Source organism: Massilia timonae, from assembly GCF_001866515.1.
GTDB classification, from domain to species: domain Bacteria; phylum Pseudomonadota; class Gammaproteobacteria; order Burkholderiales; family Burkholderiaceae_D; genus Telluria; species Telluria timonae.
Genome location: NZ_JRYB01000001.1, coordinates 5,261,157 through 5,287,292, shown reverse-complemented (window position 1 = coordinate 5,287,292; position 26,136 = coordinate 5,261,157). Strand labels below are relative to the sequence as shown.

17 protein-coding genes and 5 tRNA genes are annotated in these 26,136 nt (G+C 67.2%); 7 read left to right on the top strand and 15 right to left on the bottom strand.

The window, feature by feature from the left end; all coding sequences use genetic code 11:
• Positions 1 to 180: 180 nt before the first annotated feature.
• Entirely contained in the window at positions 181 to 3,258 is a 3,078-nt protein-coding gene (locus LO55_RS22440; RefSeq protein ID WP_083415513.1) for an ATP-binding protein, read from the bottom strand.
• A 154-nt stretch (positions 3,259 to 3,412) separates the two neighbouring features.
• A complete protein-coding gene (locus LO55_RS22435) occupies positions 3,413 to 4,249 on the bottom strand; it encodes a response regulator (RefSeq protein ID WP_005669959.1) in 837 nt (278 codons plus the stop codon).
• A 377-nt stretch (positions 4,250 to 4,626) separates the two neighbouring features.
• Between LO55_RS22435 and LO55_RS22430 the strand changes: the two genes are divergently transcribed.
• The 3 genes from LO55_RS22430 to LO55_RS22420 are packed head-to-tail and all read left to right on the top strand — an operon-like array spanning position 4,627 to position 9,063.
• The gene (locus tag LO55_RS22430) at positions 4,627 to 6,567 is read left to right on the top strand and encodes a TOL_0244 family TonB-dependent receptor (protein WP_083415512.1); all 1,941 of its coding nucleotides are present in this window, start codon (positions 4,627 to 4,629) and stop codon (positions 6,565 to 6,567) included.
• 16 nt (positions 6,568 to 6,583) lie between these two features.
• On the top strand, positions 6,584 to 7,171 hold the full coding sequence (locus LO55_RS22425; protein ID WP_071363180.1) for a TOL_0243 family YfiR-like periplasmic protein: 588 nt from the start codon (positions 6,584 to 6,586) through the stop codon (positions 7,169 to 7,171).
• A complete protein-coding gene (locus LO55_RS22420; protein WP_071363179.1) occupies positions 7,171 to 9,063 on the top strand; it encodes a sensor histidine kinase, YfiR-like protein-associated in 1,893 nt (630 codons plus the stop codon). The genes LO55_RS22425 and LO55_RS22420 overlap by 1 nt, the downstream gene beginning before the upstream one ends.
• A gap of 54 nt (positions 9,064 to 9,117) precedes the next feature.
• Here the strand turns inward: LO55_RS22420 and LO55_RS22415 are convergent, their stop codons facing one another.
• The 3 genes from LO55_RS22415 to LO55_RS22405 all read right to left on the bottom strand — a co-directional run bounded on the left by LO55_RS22415 (position 9,118) and on the right by LO55_RS22405 (position 10,408).
• Positions 9,118 to 9,666 (bottom strand): FxDxF family PEP-CTERM protein, encoded by a 549-nt coding sequence (locus LO55_RS22415; RefSeq protein WP_005669967.1) that lies wholly within the window; start codon positions 9,664 to 9,666, stop codon positions 9,118 to 9,120.
• Positions 9,667 to 10,131: 465 nt separating this feature from the next.
• Positions 10,132 to 10,208: transfer RNA gene (locus tag LO55_RS22410), tRNA-Arg, on the bottom strand.
• A 123-nt stretch (positions 10,209 to 10,331) separates the two neighbouring features.
• Positions 10,332 to 10,408, bottom strand: a tRNA-Arg gene (locus LO55_RS22405).
• 177 nt (positions 10,409 to 10,585) lie between these two features.
• On the opposite strand from LO55_RS22405, the gene LO55_RS22400 reads away from it, so the two are divergent.
• Complete coding sequence (locus LO55_RS22400; RefSeq protein WP_071363178.1) at positions 10,586 to 11,080, top strand: hypothetical protein; 495 nt, start codon at positions 10,586 to 10,588, stop codon at positions 11,078 to 11,080.
• Between the two features lie 20 nt (positions 11,081 to 11,100).
• On the opposite strand, the gene LO55_RS22395 is transcribed toward LO55_RS22400, so the two are convergent.
• The 4 genes from LO55_RS22395 to LO55_RS22380 form a co-directional block, all read right to left on the bottom strand.
• Positions 11,101 to 11,177: transfer RNA gene (locus LO55_RS22395), tRNA-Arg, on the bottom strand.
• Between the two features lie 56 nt (positions 11,178 to 11,233).
• Complete coding sequence (locus LO55_RS22390; RefSeq protein ID WP_143054601.1) at positions 11,234 to 11,923, bottom strand: NUDIX hydrolase; 690 nt, start codon at positions 11,921 to 11,923, stop codon at positions 11,234 to 11,236.
• 40 nt (positions 11,924 to 11,963) lie between these two features.
• A tRNA-Arg gene (locus LO55_RS22385) sits at positions 11,964 to 12,040 on the bottom strand.
• 144 nt (positions 12,041 to 12,184) lie between these two features.
• Positions 12,185 to 12,261 (bottom strand) — tRNA-Arg (locus tag LO55_RS22380).
• Positions 12,262 to 12,412: 151 nt separating this feature from the next.
• Here LO55_RS22380 and LO55_RS22375 point away from each other — a divergent pair.
• Positions 12,413 to 16,240, top strand: coding sequence for a two-component regulator propeller domain-containing protein (locus LO55_RS22375; RefSeq protein ID WP_229410214.1), 3,828 nt, complete (start codon positions 12,413 to 12,415; stop codon positions 16,238 to 16,240).
• Between the two features lie 3 nt (positions 16,241 to 16,243).
• Here LO55_RS22375 and LO55_RS22370 read toward each other — a convergent pair whose 3' ends face one another.
• Together LO55_RS22370 and LO55_RS22365 are read right to left on the bottom strand one after the other, a co-directional pair.
• Entirely contained in the window at positions 16,244 to 17,185 is a 942-nt protein-coding gene (locus tag LO55_RS22370; RefSeq protein ID WP_071363175.1) for a D-2-hydroxyacid dehydrogenase, read from the bottom strand.
• A gap of 150 nt (positions 17,186 to 17,335) precedes the next feature.
• Entirely contained in the window at positions 17,336 to 17,620 is a 285-nt protein-coding gene (locus LO55_RS22365) for a hypothetical protein (protein WP_071363174.1), read from the bottom strand.
• 235 nt (positions 17,621 to 17,855) lie between these two features.
• Between LO55_RS22365 and ligD the strand changes: the two genes are divergently transcribed.
• Positions 17,856 to 20,429, top strand: coding sequence for a DNA ligase D (ligD, locus tag LO55_RS22360; protein ID WP_083415510.1), 2,574 nt, complete (start codon positions 17,856 to 17,858; stop codon positions 20,427 to 20,429).
• A gap of 84 nt (positions 20,430 to 20,513) precedes the next feature.
• Here ligD and LO55_RS22355 read toward each other — a convergent pair whose 3' ends face one another.
• From LO55_RS22355 to LO55_RS22340, 4 genes are all read right to left on the bottom strand, one after another.
• On the bottom strand, positions 20,514 to 21,977 hold the full coding sequence (locus tag LO55_RS22355; RefSeq protein WP_071363172.1) for a catalase: 1,464 nt from the start codon (positions 21,975 to 21,977) through the stop codon (positions 20,514 to 20,516).
• Positions 21,978 to 22,126: 149 nt separating this feature from the next.
• Positions 22,127 to 22,360: a hypothetical protein gene (locus LO55_RS22350; protein ID WP_071363171.1), complete on the bottom strand. Its 234-nt coding sequence runs from the start codon at positions 22,358 to 22,360 to the stop codon at positions 22,127 to 22,129.
• A 2-nt stretch (positions 22,361 to 22,362) separates the two neighbouring features.
• Entirely contained in the window at positions 22,363 to 23,433 is a 1,071-nt protein-coding gene (ku, locus tag LO55_RS22345) for a non-homologous end joining protein Ku (RefSeq protein ID WP_071363170.1), read from the bottom strand.
• Between the two features lie 33 nt (positions 23,434 to 23,466).
• On the bottom strand, positions 23,467 to 24,432 hold the full coding sequence (locus LO55_RS22340) for an SDR family oxidoreductase (RefSeq protein WP_071363169.1): 966 nt from the start codon (positions 24,430 to 24,432) through the stop codon (positions 23,467 to 23,469).
• A gap of 155 nt (positions 24,433 to 24,587) precedes the next feature.
• On the opposite strand from LO55_RS22340, the gene LO55_RS22335 reads away from it, so the two are divergent.
• On the top strand, positions 24,588 to 26,066 hold the full coding sequence (locus LO55_RS22335; RefSeq protein ID WP_071363168.1) for a GGDEF domain-containing protein: 1,479 nt from the start codon (positions 24,588 to 24,590) through the stop codon (positions 26,064 to 26,066).
• The last annotated feature ends 70 nt before the right edge of the window (positions 26,067 to 26,136 follow it).

Genomic DNA, 26,136 nt, shown 5'->3' with positions numbered 1-26,136 from the left:
ATGGAGCGGATTCCCTTCTGGGTGGAATCGGGCTTGAACCCATCACTACTTAGTCTAGCAAACAGCTCAAAATTTCTTGTAGGACAGCGCCGCGTGCGTGGGTAGGAACATGAACGACCGGTGGACAACGGCTGCTCCTCATTGCCCCACTTTCATTGGCCATCCATCAGTGGCCAACGCTCAACGGCTGACCACGCGTCTTCCTCCATTGACCAGCGGCGCCGCGGGCGGCGCCATCACCATGCCGATCGCGGCCATCAGCTCGGTCTGCTCGACCGGTTTCGAGACATGGGCCGAAAAACCCGCCTCCAGCGCCTTGAGGCGGTCTTCGGAGCGGGCGAAGGCGGTCAGGGCGATGGCCGGCACCAGCCCGCCGGCGTCGCGCGGCAGCGCACGCACCCAGGACAGCAGTTCCAGGCCGTCGACCTCGGGCATGCCGAGGTCGCTGATCAGGAGGTCGGGCGGCGCGGCGCGCAGCAGCTCGAACGCTTCGCGCGCGCTGGCGGCCAGGCGCACGCTGGCCTGGCAATCGGCCAGGATGCGGGCGATCAGCTCGCGCGCATCGCGGTCGTCGTCGACCACCAGCACCGAGGTGCCGCGCAGGTCGCGCACCGCGGCCTCGGCCGCCTGTGCGTCGGCCTCCACGGCAGACGACGTCGCCGGCGGCGGCGCCGGCTGGCGCGGCGCGGCGCGGGCGGCATCGGCGCTGGCGGCGGGAGCGGCCTTGGCCAGCGGCAGCTCGATGGTGAAGCTGGCGCCCTGGCCGACCCCGGCGCTCTCCGCGCGCACCGTGCCGCCGTGTTGCTCGACCAGGTGCTTGACGATCGACAGGCCCAGGCCGAGGCCGCCGTGGCTGCGCGTCATCGAGGCGTCGGCCTGGCGGAAGCGCTCGAACACGTGGGTGATGAATTCGGGGCCGATGCCGGCGCCGTTGTCGCGGATCGTGATCGCCACCTGTTCGTCGCGCTGGCCGACCTCGATCGTGACCAGGCCGTCGCGCGGCGTGAACTTGATCGCGTTCGACAGCAGGTTCCAGATCACCTGCTGCAGCCGGCTCGGGTCGCCCGCCACCGCCGGCGTCTCGCTGCCGTAATGGCGCTCGATGCGGATGCCCTTGGCGTCGGCCGCCGGGCGCACGGTTTCGATGGCGGCGTCGATGAAGGCGGCCGGGGCCACGGTCTGCATGTCGAGCAGCACCTTGCCCGAGGTGATGCGGCTCATGTCGAGCAGGTCTTCGATCAGCTGGGCCTGGGCGCGCGCATTGCGCTCGATGGTCGACAGGCCGCGCTGCAGGTCGGCGCCGTCGCGGCTGCCGCGGCGCAGCACCTGCGACCAGCCGAGAATGGCCGACAAGGGCGTCCTCAGCTCGTGCGACAGGGTGGCCAGGAATTCGTCCTTCATCTGGCTGGTGCGCTCGGCCTCGGCGCGCGCCTCGCGCTCGTTCTCGAGCAGCACCTTGCGCTCTTCGGCGGCGCGGCTGGCGGCCTCCACCAGGCGGATATTGTCGACCGCGATCGCGGCCTGGGCCGCGATGCCGCTGACGATGCGCTCGCTGCGTTCGGTAAACACGCCGGGCTCGGGATGGCCGAAGAACATCGTGCCCAGCAGCTCGCCCGAGCGCGCCGTGACCGGCACCGACAGGTAGCTGCGCACCGGCGGATGGCCGGCGGGCAGGCCGAACTGCGGCGCCTTGGCGGCGTACTGTGGTGCGTTGCCGATGTCGCCCAGGTCGCCGATCCGCACCATGCCGTCGGCGCGCAAGCCCGGACCGAACAGCGCGCTGGCGCCCGGTTCGGCGAAGTCCTGGAACTCGGCCGAAGTGGCGCCCGACAGCGTGTACAGCGAGAACAGCGTGCCCGCGCCCTGTTCGCCATAGTGGAAGAAGGCGCCGAAACGGGCCCCGCAGACGCCGGCGGCGGCGTCGGTGGCGGCCTGCATCAGCGAGCGCAGGTCGCGCGTCGAAGCGAGGATGGCGCCGGTGCTGTTGAGCAGTTCGAGCACGTGCGATTCTTCGCGCAGCGCCTGCTCGGCGCGTTTGACCTGGTCGACATCGGTATTGGTGCCGAACCAGCGCACCACGCGGCCGTCGCGGTCGTGGACGGCCTCGACCCGGGTGAGGAACCAGCGGAAGTTGCCGTCGGCGCCGCGGATCGGGAATTCCATCTCGAACGGCGCGCCGGTGCGCACCGATTCGTCCCAGTGCTCGAGCACGGCCGGCAGCACCGCCGGATCGTACACCGCTTTCCAGCCCCAGCCGGTGGATTCGCTCGGGGTGATGCCGGTGTATTCGTACCAGCGCTGGTTGAACCAGACGATGGCGCCGCTGGGGTCGGCCATCCAGGCCAGTTGCGGGATGGTGTTGGCCAGCGCCCGCAGTTCTTCTTCGCTCTGGCGCAGGTGGTCGTCGGCTTCGCGCCGGGCGCTGATGTCCTGGGCCATGCCGGTCATGCCCAGCACGGCGCCGCCCTGGGCCGCGCTGGCATGGTCGGGGCGGCCGACCAGGGCCACGCAGCGCGCGGCGGCCTGGTTCTCCAGGGCGCCGCCGGCGTGGCCGTCGAGCGGCAGCAGGCGGCATTCGAGGTCGAGGTCATTGCCTTGCGAAAAAGCCGCGAGCACCGCGCGCCGTACCCGCGGCCGGTCTTCCTGGACCAGGCGCGCGCGCAGCAGCGGCCACGCGAGCGCCACGCCCGCGGGCAGGCCGAGGATCTCGGCCGCGCGCGCGCCAAAGGTGACGCGGTCGCTGGCCGCGTCCCAGCGCCAGTCGCCCAGGCGGCCGGCCGCGATCGCGAGCTGCAGCCGGTTGTTGTTGTCGATCAGCGCTTGCTGGTCGAGCTTGCGCGCCGTGATGTCCTGGAAGTACAGGGTCAGGCCGTCGGGCGAGGGGTACACCCGCATGTCGAGCCAGCATTGCAGGCGGCGGTAGAAAAATTCCTTGTTGACGGTGATGCGCTGCTCCATCGCGCGCCGGCAGTCGGCGGCGACCGAGGTGCCGTGCAGGTCCTCGAACTCGTCCCACAGCCGGCGTCCGACCAGGCTGTCGCGGCTCTTGTTGAGCGGCGCCACCATCTGCAGCGCGCGGCCGTTGATATACGTGATGTTCCAGTCGCGGTCGACCGCGCAAAAGCCGTCGGTGAGGCTTTCGAGCATGTTTTCCATGCGCTCGTTGGCGCGCTGCAGCTCTTGCCGGGTGGCTGCCAGGTCTTGCTCGGACACGTGGCAGGGAGTGCTGCTGCTGGATAGGTCGGAGGGAGTGTTCATGCCGGGGGTGCGGAACGCCCGAGACCGGGCAGGATGTGTTTCATTGTAGACCAGACAAGCCGGTCCGACACACACGCTTGATGCGCGCCTGGCGCCGGTCCGCGTTTCAAACGCGCTTCAAGGCGTTTCCGTGCGGCGCTCCTTGCGGCGCTGTTCAGCCGGACTTGCCCGCCTGGCGCGCGACCTTCGACAGGGCGTCCTGCAACTGGTCGATCTCGTAGGGCTTCTGCAGCGACTGGTAAGGGAAGGACAGGTGGCGCAGCAGGGTGTCGCCGTAGCCGGAGGCAAAGATCACGCGCAGCGACGGATCGTCCGCGATCGCGCGGGTGGCCAGGTCGACGCCCGACATGCCGGGCAGGCTGACGTCGGAGAACAACACGTCGTAGCGCTGGCGCGCGAGCAGGGCCAGGGCGTCGTCCGGATGGGCCACGCCGTCGGCCTCGTGGCCGAAGGCCTTGAGCATCTCGCACACCAGGTACTGCGAATCGACGTTGTCCTCGACCACCAGGATGCGCATGGCGCCGCCGCCGGCGTCTTCCTGCGCCGGCGCCTCGGTGGCCGGGGCCAGCGCCACCTGCACGCCGCGCACCGCGCCGGTCTCGTCGCGCAGCGGGGTCAGGCGCAGGTCGAAGCGCGACTCCTGGCTGCCGTCGAGACGGCGGAAGGTGAGCGGGGCGTCCTGCACTACGCCGGCTTCGCCGCGCCAGGCTGCCTCCAACGCCTTGCCGGCCGCCGCCAGCGGGGGCGGCAGCACCGGCGGCACCGAACCGCCGGGAACCCGGCCGTAGCCGGGGCCGGCCAGCAGCGCATACGCCTCGTTGAACACCGTGATCGTCTCGGTGCCCCAGACCAGCAGGGTGGGCAGCGGAGCGTTGAGCAGCAGGTCGCTGGCAAGCCGCAGCGGCAGGGGCCAGCGGGCGGCGTCGCCCAGCGCGGTCGCCGACCAGTCGTAGGATGCGGTGCTCCGGGCGGAAGTGTCGAGGTCGGGCATGGGCAAGCTAGTTGTAAAAACGAAAATATGGCCGGCATCGTACACCAAAAGCCTGTCGTTTGCTTCAACAAGCGTGCGCGGCGGCATAGCACGATTTGTAACTAACCAACGAATGAGCCGATTGCGCGGCTGTGAGGCCGCTATCGCGGCCCTGCAGCAGGCAAAAAAAAACCCGCTTCGGCAGAAGCGGGTTGAATCTATTTCCTAGGAGGAGAATAGAGGAGACAGATGAATGATGCTGCATTGCGTCAAATCAGTCCAATTTATATTTCCAATACCAGTCATAGCCTCAATAAATATCCCGGGCGGATTGTCAAGTGCACACTGTAGCGTGTGCGCACTTGGTGGGTGCGAGAAAATGTTCTACGATGGCAACTATGTCATTTTCTTCGTTGCTCGCTCGCGCCGGTATCGCGCTGCTGTCCTGCGCCTGCGCCGCGCAGGCACATGCACGGCCAGTCGACCCGCCGCCGGGCCAGGCCGTGGCGCTCGCCGACTATTCCCTTGAACAGCTCTCCGATATCGTGGTGACCTCGGTCTCGCGCCAGGACGAAGCGTTGGGGCGCGCGCCGGCCTCGGTCTACGTGATCCAGGGGGCCGAGATCGCCCGCTCCGGCGCCACCACCTTGCCCGAGGCGCTGCGCCTGGCGCCGAACCTGCAGGTGGCGCGCATCGGCGCCGGGTCGTATGCGATCAGCGCGCGCGGCTTCGTCTCGCCGCTGGCCAACAAGCTGCTGGTGATGGTCGATGGCCGCAGCGTGTATTCGCCGCTGTTTTCTGGCGTATTCTGGGAAATGCAGGACGTGGCGCTGGAAGACGTGGACCGCATCGAGGTGGTCAGCGGCGCGGGCGGCACCGCCTGGGGCACGAATGCCGTCAACGGCGTCATCAACATCATTACCCGCAGCGCCGCCGAGACCCATGGCGGCCTGGCGACGGCGCATGCCGGCGCCGGCGAAAAGGGCGCCAGCGTGCGCTATGGCGGGCAACTCGCCGGCGGCGCGCATTGGCGCGCCTATGCGCGCGGCATGGATGTCGAGGGGCTGGCGTTCGATGGGGGCGGGCCGGGCGGCGGCGGCATGCGGCGCCAGCAGGCGGGCTTTCGTCTCGACTGGGAAGCCGAGGCGCTTGATATGACCTTCAGCGGCGACGTCCACGACGGCCGCCAGCGCGCCGGCGCCGATCAGGCGCGCACCGAGACCTCGGGCGCCAACCTGCTGGGGCGGGTCGAGCATCGACTGGACGAGAACCAGAGCGTGCGCCTGCAGGCCTGGATCGACCATGCGCGGCGCGACCAGCAGGGCGTCGGCGCACAGCGCCTGGACACGGTCGACGTCGAGGCCCAGCACCTGCTGCGCCTGGATGGCCACAGCCTGGCCTGGGGCGGCGGCTATCGCTACAGCCGCGACCGGATCGACAACGGTCCTTTGCTGCGCTTCACGCCGGCGCGGCGCAGCCTGCGCTGGTCGCACCTGTTCGTCCAGGACGAAGTCAAGCTGGCGCGCGACCTGCGCGCGAGCGCCGGCGTGCGCATCGAACACAATGTGTATACCGGCAGCGAGGTGCTGCCCAGCCTGCGCCTGGCATGGGACGTCGATGCGCGCTCGATGCTGTGGGCAGCGCTGTCGCGCACAGTGCGCGCGCCATCGCGCCTCGACCGCGATTTCTACGTCGTCGACCCGCTCGACCCGAACGCCTATCTGGTCGGCGGCGGGGCGGAGGTGGTGGCGGAAACGGCGCGCGTGGCCGAGCTGGGCTACCGCGCCCAGCCGACCCCCGCGCTGTCGTGGTCGGCCACCGTCTTCTATACGGATTTCGAGCGCCTGCGCACGCTGGAACGGGCGTCGGTGGGCGCCATTCCGCCGGCTGCCTACGTCCTGCAAAGCCTGGGCAAGGGCGCGCTGCGCGGCGTCGAGCTGTGGGCCAACTGGCAGGCCGCGCGCGGCTGGCGCCTGCATGCGGGAGCGGTGGTCCAGGACGTGGACGTCGGGCGCGAGCCTGCCAGTCGCGACAGTACCGGCCTGAGTTTTCTTGCTGGCAACGATCCGCGCATGACCTGGACTGTGCGCAGCGCGCACGACCTGGGGCCGCACCTGCGCGCCGATCTGGCGCTTCGTTACGTGGCGAGCATGCCGCAGGCGGCGCTGCCAAGCTATCATGAGCTCGACGCACGGTTGGCGTGGCAGGTGCGCCCCGATCTCGAGATCGCCCTTGTCGGGCGTAACCTGCTGCACCGACGCCACGCCGAATACGGCGCGGCCGGCAGCCGCCAGCTGATCGAGCGATCGGTGTTCGCCAGCGCGGCGCTGCGTTTTTGACTGGCCAATGGATTCCATGACAATCACTCAACCTGAAAGCCCGCAGCGCCGCCTGGCATGCCGGGCCCTGGCGCTGCCCCTGCTGCTGGCCGGCGTCGGCGCGCCCCTGCTGCCGCTGGCCGCGCAGGCCGCGGCGCCGGCGCTCGAGCGGCGCGTGAAGGCGGCTTTCCTGTATAAATTCCTCGGTTACGCCGAATTTCCGCCGCAGGCTTTCTCCGACGCCGCCACGCCCCTCACCCTGGGCGTGTTCGGCGCCGACGACATGGCGGCCGAGCTGACGCGGATCGCCACCGGGCGCATGGTGGCGGGACGCACGATCGCCGTGCGCGTGCTGCGCGAGCAAGACCTGGCCCAGTCGGTGCACCTGCTGTTCGTGGCCGGCCAGGACGGGGCGCGCACGGCGCGCCTGCTGCGCGCCTCGCCGGCCTGGCTGACCGTGAGCGAATGCGAGGGCTGCCTGCAGCACGGCAGCGTGATCAATTTTACGATCGTCGATGAGCGCGTCCGTTTCGACGTCTCGCTCGATGCGGCGGAAAAGAAGAATGTGAAGCTCAGTTCGCGCCTGCTGACGGTCGCGAACCGCGTGCAGAAAGGAGCCTCCTGATGCCGATGCACGATACCGGCTCCGTCCGGAGCAAACTGATCCTGATGGCGGTGGCGACCACCGTGGTGGCCCTGCTCAGCGCGGGCGTGGCGATGCTGCTGCTCGACCTGCGCACCTTCCAGCGCTACTGGATCGATGACCTGACCACCCAGGCCGACATCGTCGCCAGCGTGACCGCGCCCGCGGTCTCGTTCAACGATACGGCCGACGTCACCCAGAGCCTGACCCTGCTGCGCGTGCGCCCGCAGATCGTGGCGGCCGCGGTCTACACGGCCAACGGCACCCGCTTCGCCACCTATGTGCGGCCCGACGTGCGCGCCCAGTTGCCGGAGCGGCCCGAGCCGGCCGGCTACCGCATCGAACGCGGCGAAGTCGTGCTGTACCGCGACATCGTCGAGAACGGCGAGCGGATCGGCACCGTCTACCTGCGTTCGCGCTATGGCGTGCTGGACCGGGCCCTGAGCTATGGCGCCATCCTCGGCGGCGTGCTGCTGGGCGCGCTGGTGATCGCGGCCCTGGTGGCTTCGCGCCTGCAGGCCTCGATCACGCGTCCGCTGGAGGCGGTGACCGACGTCGCGCGCCAGGTGATGCTGCGCCGCGACTTCTCGCTGCGCGTGCCGGGCAAGGAGAAAGGCGAGATCGGCGTGCTGGTCGAGGCCTTCAACGACATGCTGGCCGAGATCGGGCGCCGTTCGGACGCGCTGCAGGCGGCCAACCGCACGCTCGAACACGAGATGGAAGTGCGCCAGCGCGCCGAAGGCGCCCTGATCGTGGCCGACCGCCGCAAGGACGAATTCCTGGCCACCCTGGCGCACGAGCTGCGCAACCCGCTGGCCCCGATCCGCACCGGCCTCGACATCCTGCGCATCCGCAGCGGCGACGCCCAGGCCACCCAGCGCGCCACCGACATCATGGAACGCCAGCTGCGCCAGATGGTGCGCCTGGTGGACGACCTGCTGGACGTCTCGCGCATCAACACCGGCAAGTTCACCATCAAGATGGGCCGTGTCGAACTGAAGGCCGTCGTCAACGACGCGCTGGAAGTGGTGCGTTCGTATATCGAGCTGCACGGGCACGAGCTGGTGCTGGAGTTGCCGGACCGTCCGGTGTTCCTGCACGGCGACGCCACGCGCCTGGCCCAGATCCTGTCGAACCTGCTGAACAATGCCGCCAAGTACACCAACCGCGGCGGCAAGGTGATGCTCAAGGGCGCGGTGGAAGACAAGACCCTGGTGCTCGAAGTGGCCGACACCGGCATCGGCCTGGCGCCGGACATGCTCGATTCGGTGTTCGAGATGTTCGTCCAGGTCGATTCGACCCTGGAGCGCAGCAATGCCGGCCTGGGCGTGGGCCTGTCGCTGGCGCGCAAGCTGGTCGAGCTGCACGGCGGCACCATCACCGCCCACAGCGAAGGCCTGGGCCTGGGCAGCCGCTTCCTGGTGCGCCTGCCGATCGTGGTCGAGCCCGAGCCGCCGACCAAGCCGACCCCGGCCGCCTTCATCAGCACCGAGAGCTACCGCATCCTGCTGGCCGACGACAACGTCGACTTCGTCAACAGCATCGGCGCCTTGCTCACCGCGATGGGCCACAGCGTGGTGATCACCCACAACGGCCCGGACGCGCTGGCCGCGGCGGCGCGTTTCTGTCCTGACTACGCCTTCCTCGACATCGGCCTGCCGCACATGTCGGGCTACGACCTGGCGCGCGGCATCCGCAAGCTGCCGACCGGCGCCCTGACGGTGCTGATCGCGGTGACCGGCTGGGGCCAGGAAAAAGACCGCCAGCTGGCCTTCGAGGCCGGCTTCGACCACCACATGGTCAAGCCGGTGCGCTTCGAGCAGATCGAGGAAATCCTGGGCACGCGCAGCGTCGTCAAGAAGTTGCGCACATAAAAAACGGAAGCGTGTGCAACGCTTCCGTTCGTGCTGCTGCAGATTGGCAGGGCGTCAGCCCTGCTTCGCCCGGCGGCGGTGGGCCAGGAAACCCAGCACGCCCAGGCCGCCCAGCATCATCCCGTAGGTGCCCGGCTCGGGCACCGGCGCCAGCGCCACCGCGCCGCCGAAGCTGGCGCCGTCGGCCGACAGCAGTTCGCCGCTCACCTGCAGGTAATAGTCGCCGGCCCCCAGGTTGTCGCTGGCGAGGGTCCACAGGTCGACCGCGCCAGCCTGCACTTCTTCGCCCGCGCTGATGAGCACGTCATCGGCGCCGTACAGGGCCAGGCCGGTGATGTCCAGGCCGACGTCGCCGCTGCGGCTGCTCGAGGCGACCACGGCGTCGAGATTGTGGCCGATCGTGCTCGCGATCGTGAAGGTGAACTGGTCGGCGAAGGTGTTGCCCTGATTGTCGGCGCCGAAGGTGTCGCCGAAGTAGGCGGTCAGATCGACCAGGTCCAGGGCTTGCGGCGAGTCTCCGATGACGTCCTGCGCCATCACGGCGGAAGAGCCGAACGACGACGCGCCAGCCAGTACCATTGCAGCAATGAGAGATCGTTTCATGTCTTTCCTCGCAAAAGGTCAGCCGCGAAATCTGCCGCGACATCAGCCGCAACCCGCGGCCATGGTTTCAAGAAGGGGAGCTTCATGCTAACAAAAGAGCAAAGAAAAGCATCCCCCTGCGCTATGTGGCTTATGGAACAGGAAATGTATGCTCGAGGCTAACTATTTTCTGGAGAGATAGCTATCGGATGACGTGTCATAGGAGAGCGTCGCTATCTGGCGTTGTAGAGCAGAAAATCACGAAGGTTTGCTCAACCTATGTAGGGCAGGTCCTACAAGAACTGCGGTCGTGATCCGGCGCAGAGGCCGTTGACACCCGACGTAGGGTTCTGAACAGGGCGAAAGGGATGAGTGACAATGGCGCGTGTGAACTTATGCTCAGAGGACTGAGCGCGCGAGAATGAGATGCGGGCAGAAAAGAAAAATGGCTCAGAATTTCTTCTGAGCCATTCTCTTTGAAAGGGTTGGTGCGGCTGGCAGGAATCGAACCCACGACCCCTTGGTTCGTAGCCAAGTACTCTATCCAGCTGAGCTACAGCCGCCCGAGGCACGCATTATAACGGCAATCAGCCAGAACGCCAAGCAAGGATTCTGCATTGCAAAAATCGTGTTCAGGAAAGAAAAATGGCTCAGAATCTCTTCTGAGCCATTTTCTGTGAAACGGTTGGTGCGGCTGGCAGGAATCGAACCCACGACCCCTTGGTTCGTAGCCAAGTACTCTATCCAGCTGAGCTACAGCCGCCCGGGGCACGGATTATAGCGGCATGTGGCAATTTCGCCAAGCGGCAATTGGCGCGGGTCAAGCCGGGCGCTGCGCGCCGGATCGGCCGGCGCCAGGCCTTGCTTGCCTGTCAGCATGTGAATACACTGGCAGGTAGTGTTCGATCATGCGCCATGCGCGCAGTCTGGAGCCATTCACATGCAACTCGTCTTTACCAAGGGCGCCGGGAAGTTCGACCGGATGACCATCGTGCGTCCGGGGCGCCCGCCAGAGCAGGTCGACTGCCCAAAGCAAGGAATCATTCCGCACGATATGGTGCATTACGCCGTGGAGCATACCCTGGCCGTGCGCGGATTTCTCGCCAGGGTGGGCGAGGGAGAGGCGGCCAACTTCGGGATGCAGGGCGAGCCATGCAGCGACGCGGTCGAGCGTCTGGTGGAAGTCTTCCAGGGCGACGGGTGGTCCGGCGGCGATGCTCCGGCAACGGATCTCATCGACCTGTACCGGGTCACATGCCATGCAAGATCGTGCCCCATGCTCGATATCGACGAGGCGGCCATCGAAGCGGTGCGCTCCGCGATCGCCGAGCTGACTGCAAGGTGGGCGGCGGTGCCGGTCGGTGGTCATCTCGAGGTCGGCTTTGCGCAGGCGTTTGGCGAGCCGGAAAGAAAAATGGCTCAGAATTTCTTCTGAGCCATTTTCTGTGAAACGGTTGGTGCGGCTGGCAGGAATCGAACCCACGACCCCTTGGTTCGTAGCCAAGTACTCTATCCAGCTGAGCTACAGCCGCCCGAGGCACGCATTATAGCGATGCTTGTCCATCTTGGCAAAGGGTTATCGAGAAATTTATTTCGCGAGTGATCGGGTCAGTGCGTCGATGACCGCCCGATCATGCGGATTGCACAACAGGGAAGGAAGATCCGCCTGCGGAATCAGGTGCACGGCCTGGCTCTCCCACCCCATCAGCGCCGGGTTGCCGCCGATCCGGCGCGCCAGGTAATAGCGGGTATGGGTCAGCGTGCGCGCCGCGTCGATCAGGTGAGCCAGGATTTCCACGCGCAGGCCCGATTCCTCGAACGCTTCCCGAATCGCCGTCGCTTGCAGGTTGATGCCGGGATCGACCCGGCCCTTGGGAAAGGTCGCGTCATAGCCGCCGAAGCGGTTCGACGGCGCCACCGCCCAGACGCGCCCATCGTCTTCCACGATGACGACGCCGGCCGCGGGGGATTTCGATGGCGCCCGTTCGAAGGCCGGTTCGGCGATGTCGGCCTGGCCCGCAACGTCGGCCCAGTCGGCCTGCGTGGTCGGCACGTCCAGCCATGGCGCGAAGGGCAGGCCATTGAGCGCCGGGGGCAGGGCGCCGAGGGGAATCACGGTGGCAACCCGGCCGGGGTCGTGCCAGGTGTCGGGCGCGGTCGGCTGCGAAGGCCGGGCAATCAGCACCGGCTTGCCGTGCTCGTCAGGCTGGGGATGATGGACGGCGGCGTCGTTCATAGGGAGGGTGGCGGCTGAAGTGATCGTGCGGGCCAAAAGCAATAAGGGCACTTCTTGCGAAGCGCCCTTATCTGAAGAAGGTTGGTGCGGCTGGCAGGAATCGAACCCACGACCCCTTGGTTCGTAGCCAAGTACTCTATCCAGCTGAGCTACAGCCGCCCAATGCAGGCATTATAGCGGGAGGTGGGCGTCTTGGCAAAGGTTCATTGCCGAACCGCGTAACGGGTCGGGAAAACCGTCCGCGGCAAATGCCCGGAGCAAAGAAAAAGGGCCAGATCTCGCGATCTGGCCCTTCGTATTTTCTGGTGCGGCTGGCAGGAATCGAACCCACGACCCCTTGGTTCGTAGCCAAGTACTCTATCCAGCTGAGCTACAGCCGCCCGAAGCACGCATTATAGCAGCGGGTTGTCGTTTCTGGAAGACTCAAAATATTTCACCTAAGCAAACTCCTCTGGTAGATTTGATAGCAGGATAATTAATTGGATCGCCATGTCGGGTTTCGCCACTGTCCGCGCCACATCGTGCCGCTGCATGTTCATCCTGTTGCTGAGCGTCCTGGGCATGCTCGCCGCGAGCCTGGCCAAGGACGCCGGCGCCGCCCAGCGCAGCCTGCGTTTCGAGCGGCTGTCGGTCGACGACGGCCTGTCCCAGCATTCGGTGATGAACATCCTGCAGGACCGGCGCGGCTTCATCTGGTTCGGCACCCAGGCCGGGCTGCACCGTTTCGACGGCTACCGGATGACCGTGTACCGCAACGACACCAGCGATCCCGGCAGCATCCCCGACAATTTCGTGTCCGCGTCCTACGAAGATCCCGAGGGCTACCTGTGGTTCGGCACCAAGGGCGGGCTCGCGCGTCACGACCCCGCCACCGGCCGCTTCCAGCGCCATGCGCTGGCGGACGAAGGGCGCAGCGTGATGCGTTCGGTGGTGGCCATCGTGCCAGGGCCGGATGGCGCGCTGTGGCTGGCGACCACCGACGGCGTGGTGCGCTTCGATCCGGCCACCGGCCGGCACCGCGGTTATGTGCACGACCCCGAGGACCGCGCCAGCCTGCGCGACGATCGGGTCAATGCGCTCGCCTTCGACAACACGGGCGCGCTGTGGGTGGGCACGGCCGCCGGCCTGGACCGGATGGAGCCGGGCGGCGGTCGCTTTGCACATTTTGCGCTCGCGCCACCGGCGGACGCCCGGCGCAATACCGTGCTCGCGCTGTCGATGGGGCCGCGCGACACGCTGTGGGTCGGCACCGGCTCCGGGCTCGAAGCCTGGCGCCTCGACGAAGGGCCGCCGCGGCGCCAGCGCATGAGCGCGGCCGACGGCATGGGCGAGGTGCACGTCAGGACCCTGTACCACGACAGTGGCGCCCAGCTGTGGGTCGGCACCGAGAACCAGGGCCTCAAATGGCGCGACCCTTCCAGCGGCAAGTTCATCAGCTATCGCAACGCGGCCCACGACCCGCACAGCCTGTCCGACAACCAGGTGCCGGCGGTGCTGGTCGACCGCACCGGCACCTTGTGGGTCGGCACCTATTTCGGCGGCATCAACCGCACCGACCTGGCCAGCGGCGGCTTCGCGCGCTATGGCGAGACCGAGGGCATCGGCCGCGCGCGGGTGCGCGCCATCGCCGACGGAGCCGACGGCCGCCTGTGGGTCGGCACCGTCAGCGACGGCCTGATGCTGCTCGATCCGGCCACCCGCCAGGTCACACGCCTGCGCTCCGGCATGCTGGGCGAGCGCGTCACGGCGTTGGCGCCGGCCCGCGGCCGGCTGTGGATCGGCACCCCGACCGGCTTGCTGTGGCGCACGCCGGATGGACGCATGGGGCGGGTGGGACTGGGGCGCGGCCCGAGCGCCAACCACGTGCAGGCCATCCTCGCCGGCCGCGACGGCACCTTGTGGGTGACGACGCGGGATGGCCTGTCGGCGCTGGCCCCCGGCCATGAAACCACGCGCAGCTGGCGCAACGACCCGCTCGACCCGACCAGCCTGGGCGACAACTACGGCCGCGCGCTGCTGGAAGACCGGGACGGCATCCTGTGGATCGGCACCGAGTCGGGCCTGGAACGGTACGACCGCGCCGCCGACACGTTCACCCGCTTTCGCAACGATCCGGCCGATCCGGGCAGCCTGCGCCACAGCCGCGTCAACTACCTGTACGAATCGGTCAAGGGCGAGCTGTGGGTCGGCACCGCCGGCGGGCTGCACCGCATGATGCGCGACGGCGAGCGCACCTGGTTCCGCTTCTATCCCTTCGCCGACGGCGAGGATGCGCCATCGGTCGGCGCCATCCTTGAGGACGACGACGGCAACCTGTGGGTCAGCACCACGGCCGGCATCACGCGGGTCGATCCGGTGGGTGGCCAGGCCAAGAGCTACACCGCCAAGGACGGCCTGATCGACGGTTCCTACTTCGTCGGATCGGGCTGGCGCGGCGCCAACGGCCAGCTGCATTTCGGCGGCATCAGCGGCATGACTTCGTTCTTTCCGGCCGAGGTGCGCGACAACCCGTTTGCGCCGACGGTGGCGATCACCGACCTGCTGGTATTGAACAAGACCCGCTCCATCCCCGACCTGCCGACGCGGCGCGAGATCACGCTGTCGCACCGCGACACCGTGTTCACCCTCGAATTCGCGGCCCTGCACTATGCCGACCCGTACGGCAACCGCTATGCCTACCAGCTCGAAGGCTTCGACCAGGCCTGGGTCGACACCAATGCCAGCCGGCGCTTCGCGACCTATACGAACCTCGATCCGGGGCGCTATGTGTTCCGGGTCCGGGCCAGCAACAAGGACGGCCTGTGGAGCCAGGACGCCGCCGCGCTGGCGATCACGATCACGCCGCCGTACTGGAAGACCTGGTGGTTCCGCACGCTGGCGGCCAGCGTGGTGCTGGCGCTGTCCTACCTGGTCTACCGGCTGCGGGTGCGCGCGCTGGTCGAGCAGAAAGGGCTGCTGGCGCGCGAAGTCCATGCCCGCACCGCCGAACTGCTGCTGCAGAAGGAAGCGGCCGAACGCGGCAAGCGCGAAGTCGAGCGCCAGAAGGAATCGGTCGAGCGCGCGCACCGCAATATCGCGCTGCTGTCCGACATGGGCAGGGTGCTGACCGCGAACCTGGACAATGAGGCCATCATGAGCACGCTCTACCAGCACGTGGTGGCGCTGATGGACGCGCCGGTGTTCGCGGTCGCGCTGTGGCGCCCCGAGCACGAGACGCTCGAGCTGCCGTATGCGATGGTGGTCGGACGGCGCATGGCGCCGCGCGAGCTGCGCTTCGATCCGGCGCGCCACCTGCTGTCGTGCTGCGTGGCCGAGGGCCGCGAGTTCCTGCTGGCCGACGTGCAGGCCGAGCTTCCTTCGTGCCTTTCGCAGGCGGTCGACGCGCTCGATGCGGTGGCGGTGTCGGAGTCCGCCGTCCAGGCGCCGCGTTCGCTGCTGTGCGTCCCGGTGACGGTGGGCGAGCGGGTGCTGGGCGCGGTGACGGTGCAGAGCCGCCAGCCCGGCGCCTACGGCCAGGTCCACCTCGACATGCTGGGCACGCTGGCGGCCTACGTGGGCGTGGCCATGGACAATGCCGAAGCCTATCACCGCCTCAAGGAAACCCAGGCCCAGCTGGCGGCCCAGGAGAAACTGGCCTCGCTCGGTTCGCTGGTGGCGGGCGTGGCGCACGAGCTCAACACCCCGATCGGCAACAGCCTGCTGATGGCCAGCACCCTGCAGGAGCGCACCAATGCGGTGGCGGCGCGCTTCGCGCAGGCCACGCTCAAGCGCTCCGACCTGGAAGACTACATGGCCGCCTCGAGGGAGGCATCGGAACTGATCGTGCGCAGCCTGCACAATGCGGCCGAACTGGTGAGCAGCTTCCGCCAGGTCTCGGTCGACCAGGCCAGCGCCCAGCGCCGCCGCTTCGACCTGGCCCAGGCCTGCCACGAGATCGTCGCGACGCTGATGAACACGGTGCGCCTGGCCGAGCACCGGCTGCTGCTCGACGTGCCGGCCGGCATCGCGATGGATGGATTCCCGGGCCCGCTGGGCCAGGTCCTGATCAACTTCGTCAACAATGCCATGCTGCACGCCTTCGAGGGGCCGGGCGGCGCCATGACGATCGTCGCCGCGCCGCACGACGGCCGGGTGACCATCACCTTCCGCGACGACGGACGCGGCATCGAGGCGGCCCATCTCGGGCGCATCTTCGATCCCTTCTTCACGACCCGCATGGGGCAGGGCGGCACCGGGCTGGGCCTGAACATCGTCTACAACATCGTCACCAGCCTGCTGGGCGGGACGATCCGGGTCGAGAGCACGCCCGGCGCCGGCACGCTGTTCGTGCTCGACCTGCCGCTACGGGCGCCGGACTAGACGTCAGACCACGTTGCGCGGCGCGCCGGCCTGCCAGGCCTCGATATTATCGACCAGCATGTCGGCCAGCGTCTGCATGGCGCCGGCGCTGGCCCAGGCCACGTGCGGGGTCAGGATGAAATTCGGCAGGCGCAGGCCGAGCAGGGGATTGCCGGACGACGGCGGCTCCTTGGAGAGGACGTCGAAGCCGGCGCCGATGCGGCCTTCCATCAGCACCTCGGCCAGCGCCGCCTCGTCGACCAGGCCGCCGCGCGCCGTGTTGATCAGGAGCGCGCCCGGCTTCATCAGGCCCAGCTCGCGCCGGCCGATCAGGTCGCGGGTGTCTTCGGTGAGCGGCAGGTGCAGGCTGACGATATCCGAGGTGGCCAGCAGCTCGTCCAGCGCCAGTTGGGTGACGTCCGGATCCTGGACCGGCGAACGCGAGGTGGCGGCCACCCGCATGCCGAAGGCGCGCGCGATGCCGGCGACGCGCTTGCCGAGCGCGCCGTAGCCGACGATGCCCAGGCGGCTGCCGGCCAGGTCGCCGATCGGGTGGTCGAGCAGGCAGAAGCGGCTGGAGGTTTCCCATTTGCCGGCCTCGACGTCGAGGGCGTAGGCGCGCAGGTTGCGGCGCAGCGCCAGCATCAGGGTGACGCAGTGTTCGGGCACCGAGACCAGCGAGTAGTCGCGGATGTTCGAGACCACGACGCCGCGCTCGCGGCAGGCAGCCAGGTCGACGTTATCGAGGCCGGTGGCCGCGACGGCGACCAGTTTCAGGTCGGGCAGTTGCGCGATCGCCGCGGCGCGCAGCGGCACCTTGTTGGTGATCGCGACGGTGGCGCCGGCCAGCCGTTCCACGACCTCGTCCGGGCTGGTGCCCGCGTAGTCCTGCCAGGTATGCGCAAAGCCGGGCACGCGCACATTGGCCTGCAGGCTGTCGCGGTCGAGGAAGACGATACGGTCCATGGTGTCCTTTGGAGTGGCGAGCAAAATCCTATTGTAGAGCAGGCGTGGCAAAAGACAGGATGGCCTGTCTTTTGCACGGGGGCGGCGTGGGGAACGCCGCGATATGGTGGGGCTCGAGCCGGCTTCTGGTGAAGGCCCTGAGCCCGGGGATTACTGCGAGCGGGCGACGCTGTCGGCCTTCGCTTCGGCCTGGTCGGCCTTGGCTTCCGCCTTCTTCTCGGCTGCCTTCGCCTCGGCCTTGGCGACGTCGGCCTTCGCTTCGGCAGTGGCCTTCTCTACCTTCTCGTCGGCCTTGGCCACTTCTTTCGCATGCTTGGCGTCGGCCTTGGCCGCGTCCTTGGTGGCGTGCGCCTGGTCGTGCGTGGTGGCAGGGGTCTGGGCGAACACGGAAGTAGCGAACAGACCAGCGATCAGGGTAGCGGCGATTTTGCTCATGGTGTCATTCCTTTATAGTGGTTTGAAACTCGGTTGATCTCGTGGGGCTCCGCAGAGCAATCCAGGTGTTTCTGCATCGTGTTACTGAGCTGATAACGGGGCGCGTTACAGTCCAGTTGACGGCATTTACATCCACTTACATTTATCTCAACGACCCCGGTCAGCGTTCGCTGCCGTACAGTCCCCGACGCGAGGCAGGAATAGGCTGTGATCAATAGGTTCCTGGAGCATCGCCATGCCGGACGCACTGAAAGTCTATAAAGCCAAGCGCAATTTCACGATCACGTCAGAGCCTGCCGAAGGCGGCACGCCCGGCGTGGACGCCTTGACCTTCGTTATCCAGAAGCATTGGGCCAGCCGCCTGCATTACGATTTCCGGCTCGAGCTGGACGGCACGATGAAGAGCTGGGCAGTGCCCAAAGGCCCCAGTTACGACACCCACGACAAGCGGATGGCGGTGCACGTCGAGGACCACCCGATCTCGTATGCCGATTTCGAAGGAACGATTCCGGCTAAGCAATATGGCGCAGGCAAAGTCATCATCTGGGACAAGGGCACCTGGGAGCCGCTGGAAGACCCGCACAAGGGATTCGCCAAGGGCAGCATCAAGTTCGAGATGCACGGCCACAAGATGCGCGGTCGCTGGACCCTGGTGCGCATGAAGGGCCGCGGCGACGAGAAGCAGGAACCGTGGCTCCTGATCAAGGAGAAGGACGAGTACGCGCGCTCATCCGAGGAATTCTCGCTGGTCGACGAGATGCCGGACAGCGTCAAGCATCTGCCGATGCCCGAGCGGGTGCAGCGCAAGGTCGAGGCGCTGCGCGAAGAAGAGGAGGAGGAGGAGCAGGCGCCGGCGCCGAAGAAAAGAACGACGGCGAAGAAAAAAGCCGCCGCCAAGCCCAGGGCGGCGCCGGCTTCCGACCTGGTCGCCTTGCCTGAAAAATTCTCGCCCGAGCTGGCCACGCTGGTGGACGCGCCCCCGCCCGACTCCGAGAACTGGGTATTCGAGGTCAAGTTCGACGGCTACCGCATGCTGGCGCGCATCGAGGACGGCGCGGTGCGCTTGATCACGCGCAATGCCAATGATTGGACCGACAAGCTGTTGCCGCTCAAGGCCGAGCTGGAGCGCATGAAGCTGCCCGACGGCTGGTATGACGGCGAGATCGTGGTCCACGACGAGAACGGCAAGCCCGATTTCGGCAAGCTGCAGCTGGCCTTCGACGGCAAGCATGCCGAACACATCGAATTCTTCCTGTTCGACGTGCCATACTTCGACGGCCACGACTTGCGCGAGCTGCCGCTGGTCGACCGGCGCGGCTTGCTCGAACAGCTGCTCGCGAAGAAGAAGTCGGACAAGGTCCGTTTCTCGGCCGAGTTCGGCAACAAGCCGGACGAGCTGGTGGTCGCCGCCTGCAAGATCGGGCTGGAAGGCGTGATCGGCAAGCGGCGCGATGCGCGCTATGTGTCGCGGCGCTCGCCCGACTGGATCAAGCTCAAGTGCGGGCTGCGCCAGGAATTCGTGATCGGCGGCTTCACCGACCCCAAGGGTTCGCGTACCGGCATCGGCTCGCTGCTGCTCGGAACGTATGACGAAGAAGGCGTGCTGCGCTACGCGGGCAACGTCGGCTCGGGCTTCAACCATTCCTCGCTGGCCGCGATCGCCAAGCGGCTGGAAAAGTTGCGCAGCGACGAGAGTCCTTTCCCGCCGCGCGCCGTTCCCGGCCGCAAGCACCACTGGGTCAAGCCGGTGCTGGTGGCCGAGGTCAGCTTCTCCGAATGGACCAGCGCCGGCGCGGTGCGCCACCCGGTATTCCAGGGCTTGCGCGAAGACAAGCCGGCCAAGGGCATCACACGTGAAAAGGCACAGCATATGGACGACGCATCCGCGACAGACGCTCCGGACCCTGTTTCGGCGCCGGGCAGGCTGCCGGCGACGATGAAGATCACGAATGGCGACCGCGTGATCGACAAGGAGAGCGGCGCCACCAAGCTCGACCTGATTCGCTACTACGCGCTGGTCGGCGAGCTGATGATGGAACACCTGAAGGGGCGTCCGGTATCGCTGGTGCGCGCGCCCGAGGGCGTGGGCGGCGAACTGTTCTTCCAGAAGCACGCCGACGTGCGCAAGATGCCGGGCCTGCGCCACCTGGACCAGGCGCTCGACCCCGACCATCCGTCGATGCTCGAAGTGGCAAGCGTGGAAGGCATCCTGTCGTCGGCGCAGTGGAACGTGGTCGAGATCCACACGCAAAACGCCTTCAAGGGCAGCTACCAGAAGCCGAACCGCATGGTGTTCGACCTCGACCCGGGCGAGGGCGTCGAGTGGCCGGCGATGCAGGAGGCGGCCCAGCTGATGCATGCCTTCCTCGACGAACTGGGCTTGCCGGCCTTCCTCAAGACCAGCGGCGGCAAGGGCCTGCACGTGGTGGTGCCGATCAAGGGTGGTCACGACTGGGATACGGTGAAGGCGTTCTCGCAGGCGATCGTGCGCCATATGGCCGACACCTTGCCCGACCGCTTCGCCTTCAAGAGCGGCCCGAAGAACCGGGTCGGCAAGATCTTCATCGACTACCTGCGCAACGGGCAGGGCGCGACCACGGTCGCGGCCTGGTCGGCCCGGGTGCGGCCGGGACTCGGGATCTCGGTGCCGCTGCGCTGGGAAGAGCTGGCGGCCCTGAAATCGAGCACGCAGTGGACGGTGGCCAATGTGCACACGCGGCTGGACGAGGGCAATGCGCCGTGGGAGGGTTATGCCAGGGCGGCGAAGACGCTGACCAAAGCGATGAAGGCGCTCGGCTTCGAGCCCTGAATAAAAAACCGCCACACCGGAACTGGCGGTCCGGGTGGCGGCAAGGAGGGAGAAGCTTGAGGGCTGGTGACGCGTGGTCGAGGCTTAGTCGACGTTCCTGCCCAGCGCCTTGAGCGAGGCGCGCACGCCGCGGCCATACGCCGGATCGGCCTGGTCGAAGTGGCCCAGCTGGCGCTGCAGGATGTCCTCGTCCACCTGGCTCAGCGGGCCGGCCAGGTTGTCGCACAGGTTCTGGCGCGCCTGGGCGTCCATCAGGCGGAACAGGTTGCCGGCCTGCGTGTAATCGTCTTCCTGGCCGCGGAAGTCGAAGCGGCCGGCATCGCCTTCCAGGGCCAGTTCGCGCTCGCCGTGGCCCATGCCGGTGGCGCCGGCGCCCACGCTGTTCAGCGTGTAGTAGTTGCGCGCCGCGCCGCCGTTGGCGATCGCCATCGAACCGTCACGCTGGTGGTTGTGGACCGGGCAGCGCGGGGCGTTCACCGGCAGGTGCTGGTGGTTCGTGCCGACGCGGTACAGCTGGGCGTCGTGGTAGCCGAACAGGCGGCCCTGCAGCATCTTGTCGGGCGAGTAGCCCAGGCCCGGCACCACGTTGGCCGGCGAGAAGGCGGCCTGCTCGACCTCGGCGTGGTAGTTCTGCGGGTTGCGGTTCAGTTCCAGCACGCCGACCGGCTGCAGCGGGAAGTCGCCATGCGGCCATACCTTGGTCAGGTCGAACGGATTCCAGCCGGTGCGCGCGCTCCAGGCTTCCAGCTCCTGGATGGTCGCGACCTGCACCTGCACTTCCCACTGCGGGAAGTCGTTGGCGGCGATCGCATTGAACAGGTCGCGCTGGGCGTGATCCGGATCGCTGCCGGCGATGCGGGTGGCGTCCGCGGCGCTCAGGTTCTTGATGCCCTGGCGGGTCTTGAAGTGCCACTTCACGTAGACGCGCTCGCCCTGTTCGTTGATCAGGCTATAGGTGTGGCTGCCGAAGCCGTCCATGTGGCGGTAGCCGTCCGGCGTGCCGCGGTCCGAGAACAGGATCGTCACCTGGTGCAGGCTCTCCGGCGCATTGCTCCAGAAGTCGAACATCATATTGGCCGACTTCAGGTTCGTTTGCGGATCGCGCTTCTGGGTGTGGATGAAGTCCGGGAAGTTGATCGGGTCCTTGATGAAGAACACCGGCGTGTTGTTGCCGACCAGGTCCCAGTTGCCTTCCTCGGTATAGAAGCGCAGCGCGAAGCCGCGCGGATCGCGTTCGGTGTCGGCGCTGCCTTTTTCGCCGCCGACGGTCGAGAAGCGCAGGAAGACCGGGGTCTGCTTGCCGACGTGGGCGAACAGGTTCGCTTTCGTCAGCCCGGTGATGTCGTGGGTGACGGTGAAGCTGCCGTAGGCGCCCGAACCCTTGGCGTGGACGACGCGCTCAGGGATGCGCTCGCGGTTGAAGTGCTGCAGCTTTTCGATCAGGTGGAAATCCTGCAGCAGCAGCGGGCCACGCGGGCCGGCGCTCAGCGAGTTCTGGTTGTCGGCGACCGGGATGCCGGAGGCGGTGGTGAGGCGTGCTTGCGTCATTATAGAATCTCCTTATCACTGATGAAAAATCAATGAAGAGATTCTATCAAGAAACTAGCAAATCCGAAAGTGTTGTGAATTTATTGCCGCGATAGATTTTATAAATTCAGTAAAAATGATATGCACGGCGTTTCCTATTGTCAAGTTCTTCAATCGCCGTTCTTGAAGATGCCGCGCACGTTCATCGCCATCAGCGCCAGCTGCAGGGTAATGAGGGCCCAGGCTTCGTCGTGCCAGCCCCACACGATCCACAGCAGGTTACTGAGGATGAACATCCAGAACCCGAACACCCGGCGTTCGGCACGCTTGGAGCCGATCAGGAAGGCGGCGTAGAGGCTGACCAGCATCGCCGGCCATTGAAGGAGGTCGATCAGTCCCTCCATCCTCACGCCGCCTTCTTGCGTGCCGGCGCCTTGGCGGACGCTTTCCTGGCGACCGCTTTCTTCGCCGCCGGCTTGGCCGCGGTCTTGCTCGCCGTGGCCCGCGTCGACTTGGCGGCGCTCGCGCCCGCACGGCTGCCCGAGCCCGCCGTCTTGCGCGCGCGCGGCACGTGGACCTCGTCGTCGTCGTCGCCTGCCGCCGGCTTTTTCGACTTGCGCGGCGGCGGATCGTCGTCATCGTCGTCGTCATCTTCCAGCGCCGCCGCCAGCGCGGCCCTGGCCGGCTTCTTGCCCAGGCTGGCCTGGAGCAGGGCGACCAGGTCGATGACCTTGCCGCTCGTGCGTTTTTCTTTCTCGGGCTCGGGCTGGGTGATGGTCTTGGTCTGCTTGGCCTTGATCTTCTTCTTGACCAGGGCCAGCACGTCCTCGCGGTAGGTGTCGTGGTACTGCTCCGGCGCCCAGTCCTCGCTCATGCCCTCGACCAGCGCCATCGCCATCTTGAGTTCCTTGACGGTGACGGCGGCGGTCTTGGAGTCGGGCGACGGGATCTTGAGTTCGCCCGCATCGCGCATCTCGTCCGGATAGCGCAGCGTGTTGAGCACGATGGTGTCGCCCACACACACCAGCGCCGCCAGGTGCTGCTTGACGCGGATGACCACGCGCGCGATGCCGATCTTGCCGGCCTCGCGCAGGGTCTCGCGCAGCAGGGCATACACCTTGGCGCCGCCCTTGCCCGGCGCGAGGTAATACGGCTGGTCGTAGTAGATCAGCGGCACGTCCTCGGCATCCACGAAGGCCTGGATGTCGATGGTCTGCGTCGCTTCGGGGTTGGCGCGGCGCAGGTCTTCGTCGGACAGGACGACGTACTCGCCGTCTTCATATTCGTAGCCCTTGACGATGTCGTCCCACGCCACCTCCTTGCCGTTGCCCTTGTTGTAGCGCTTGAAACCGACCGGCGAAAAGTCGCGCCGGTCGAGCATGGTCAGGTCCAGCCCCTTGCTTTCGACCGCGGTATACATATCGACCGGAATATGGACCAGCCCGAAACTGATCGCCCCCTTCCACATGCTGCGCATGGATGTCCTCCTTGTCGTTCGCAGGCCGGCCGGTCAGCCGACCGAACCGGTGATCGGCAGCACGATGCCGGTGATGTAGCCCGAGCACACTGGCGAGGCCAGGAACACGTAGGCGGGCGACAGTTCTTCCGGCTGGGCCGGGCGCTTGTAGTCGGTCTGGGCGCCGAATTCCTTCAGCTGCTCGGGCGGCTGGTCGGCCGGGTTCAGCGGAGTCCAGACCGGGCCCGGCGCCACCGCATTGACGCGGATGCCCTGTTCGATCAGGCTCGAGGCCAGCGACATCGTGAAGGCATGGATCGCGCCCTTGGTGGCCGAATAGTCGAGCAGCTTCTTCGACCCCTGCAGGCCGGTCACCGAGCCGGTGTTGATGATGGACGCGCCCTGCTTGAGGTGGGGCAGGGCGGCGCGCGCCATGTGGAAGTAACCGTAGATATTGGTGCGGAAGGTCTCGTCGAGCCGCTCTTCGGTGATGTCGAGCAGCGAGTTCGCATGTTCCTGGAAGGCGGCGTTATTCACCAGCACGTCCAGGCGGCCGAATTCGGCCACGACTTTTTCCACCGCCTCGTTGCAGAAGGCGGCGTCCTTGACGTCGCCCGAGATGGTCACGCAGCGGCGGCCCTCGGCCTCGACGCAGCGCCTGGTTTCCTCGGCGTCTTCGTGTTCGTTCAGGTACATCACGGCCACGTCGGCGCCTTCGCGCGCGAACAGCACCGCGACCGCACGGCCGATGCCGGAGTCGGCGCCGGTCACGATGGCGCTCATGCCTTCCAGCTTGCCGCTGCCCTTGTAGCCCTCGGCCATGAACTTCGGCTTGAGTTCCATCTGCGCCTCGATGCCGGGCTTGGCCAGGTGCTGGGCGGGCATCGGCGTCTCGGGCTGGCGCACGCCGGTCTGCACCGCCTCGCCCTTGCTCTCGGCCTTCTGCATGCTGCCATCGATCTGGTCCTGGCGGTTCTGGATGGCCTTCTGCTTGTTTGCCACGTCGTCCTGCTGTCCCATCGTGCTTCTCCCATGAATATGCATTCGATCTGGAGAGTATTGGACGCGCGGCGCGGCGCGACGGTGCGGTTCCACACACAGCGCCGCGGTTATGGCAAACTCGCGAAGCAAACATGTCGAATCGGTAATGCCAGGAAACGTTTTGGAGAATGAGGATGGGAGAAGAGGGCGCGCGCGCCGATGAAGTGAACATCGACTACAGCTGCCTGTTCGTGAATCCGGTGGGCCAGCGCCGCGCCGATTTCCAGAGCGCCTGCGCCGGGGTCTTCGCGCAGTTGCGGGTGGCCTCCGGCGCGGCCCAGGCGCGCGGCCTGCTGGAGCGCGAGCCGGCCGACCTCGTGGTGCTGGACCTCGAACGCTGCGAGCTGGGCATCCACCTGGCGGCCCTGGGCGCCCTGGTGGCCGAACGGGCCGGCAAGCCGATCCTGGTGCTGTGCCCCTTCACCAATGCGCGCTGGTTGCCGGCGCTGATGGCCTTCGGCCCGATCGACTATGCGATCGGCCCGCTGCGCGCGCAGCAGACGCGCGCGCTGCTGGACGCGCGCCTGCGCGCCGGCTTCGCGCCCGCGCCGGCCCCGAGCCCGGCCGAGGAAGCGCTGCAAACGCTGCTGGCGCTGCGCGGCGCCTGCCAGGGCGCGCTGGATGACGCCGACGACAGCGTGCGCTTCGCCGAGCGCCTGTGCGCGGCCTTGTCGGGCTGGCCGGGCCTGGTCCATGCGGCGCTGTTCCAGCATCGCGACGGCGACCTGCACCTGGAAGCCGAACAGGGTGTGGCCGGCCTGCACCTGATGGCGCTGCTCGAGGTCGAGGGCCGCCTGCTTCAGTCGCCGCTGCGCCACGCCTTTCCCGGCCTGCTGGCCGCCGCCAGCGGCGAGTTCACCCTGCTCGACGCGCCGGAAAAGGCGGGCGAGCCCGAACTGGCGGCCAGCCTGGAGGGCTTCGGCGTCCGCATGGCGGTCGGCCTGCCGATCCCGGGCCCGGGCCCGGGCGGCCCGCGCGGCTCGCTGTGCCTGATGTTCGACCATGCGCGCGCCTTTTCGCGCGCGCAGCTGCAGGCGCTGGACGACCTGGCCCAGCTGGCCGCGCATGGCCTGCGCATGGCCGAGGTCACGCGCGAGAACGAGGCCCTGCTGACGCGCGTGACCCACCTGGCCACGACCGACGCATTGACCGAGGTCGCCAACCGCCGCCACGGCGAACACCTGCTCGAACAGGAGATCAAGCGCGCCCGCCGTTACCGCCTGCCGCTGGCGCTGGTGAGCTTCGATATCGACCGCTTCAGCCAGGTCAACGACAGCTTCGGGCATCCGGTCGGCGACATCGTGCTGCGCACCGTGGCCGACACCGCGCGCGCGCTGCTGCGCGCCAGCGACGTGCTGGTGCGCGCGGGCGGAGAAGAATTCCTGGTGATCGCGCCGCATACCAGCGCGATCGACGGCCTCAGGATGGCCGAGAAGCTGCGCGCCGCCATCGAACAGGTCGAGATCCCGGGCTGCGACCACGTGACCATCAGCCTGGGCGTGGCCCAGCTGGGCGAGAGCGAGAGCGGCGACTCGCTCGCGGTGCGCGCCAATGCCGCACTGGCGCGCGCCAAGCGGGCCGGGCGCAACTGCGTGGAACTGGCGATGTCCTGAGGGCCTGCGGCCGGTGTCGCGCCCATCGCGGCGGCCGAACGATCACAAACCGAATATCGATATGCGGTAT

Coding starts and splice junctions, on each gene's coding strand:
- LO55_RS22440 (WP_083415513.1), bottom strand. CDS start 3,258: ATGAACACTCCCTCCGACCTATCCAGCAGCAGCACTCCCTGCCACGTG.
- LO55_RS22435 (WP_005669959.1), bottom strand. CDS start 4,249: ATGCCCGACCTCGACACTTCCGCCCGGAGCACCGCATCCTACGACTGG.
- LO55_RS22430 (WP_083415512.1), top strand. CDS start 4,627: ATGTCATTTTCTTCGTTGCTCGCTCGCGCCGGTATCGCGCTGCTGTCC.
- LO55_RS22425 (WP_071363180.1), top strand. CDS start 6,584: ATGACAATCACTCAACCTGAAAGCCCGCAGCGCCGCCTGGCATGCCGG.
- LO55_RS22420 (WP_071363179.1), top strand. CDS start 7,171: ATGCCGATGCACGATACCGGCTCCGTCCGGAGCAAACTGATCCTGATG.
- LO55_RS22415 (WP_005669967.1), bottom strand. CDS start 9,666: ATGAAACGATCTCTCATTGCTGCAATGGTACTGGCTGGCGCGTCGTCG.
- LO55_RS22400 (WP_071363178.1), top strand. CDS start 10,586: ATGCAACTCGTCTTTACCAAGGGCGCCGGGAAGTTCGACCGGATGACC.
- LO55_RS22375 (WP_229410214.1), top strand. CDS start 12,413: ATGTTCATCCTGTTGCTGAGCGTCCTGGGCATGCTCGCCGCGAGCCTG.
- LO55_RS22370 (WP_071363175.1), bottom strand. CDS start 17,185: ATGGACCGTATCGTCTTCCTCGACCGCGACAGCCTGCAGGCCAATGTG.
- LO55_RS22365 (WP_071363174.1), bottom strand. CDS start 17,620: ATGAGCAAAATCGCCGCTACCCTGATCGCTGGTCTGTTCGCTACTTCC.
- ligD (WP_083415510.1), top strand. CDS start 17,856: ATGCCGGACGCACTGAAAGTCTATAAAGCCAAGCGCAATTTCACGATC.
- LO55_RS22355 (WP_071363172.1), bottom strand. CDS start 21,977: ATGACGCAAGCACGCCTCACCACCGCCTCCGGCATCCCGGTCGCCGAC.
- LO55_RS22350 (WP_071363171.1), bottom strand. CDS start 22,360: ATGGAGGGACTGATCGACCTCCTTCAATGGCCGGCGATGCTGGTCAGC.
- ku (WP_071363170.1), bottom strand. CDS start 23,433: ATGCGCAGCATGTGGAAGGGGGCGATCAGTTTCGGGCTGGTCCATATT.
- LO55_RS22340 (WP_071363169.1), bottom strand. CDS start 24,432: ATGGGACAGCAGGACGACGTGGCAAACAAGCAGAAGGCCATCCAGAAC.
- LO55_RS22335 (WP_071363168.1), top strand. CDS start 24,588: ATGGGAGAAGAGGGCGCGCGCGCCGATGAAGTGAACATCGACTACAGC.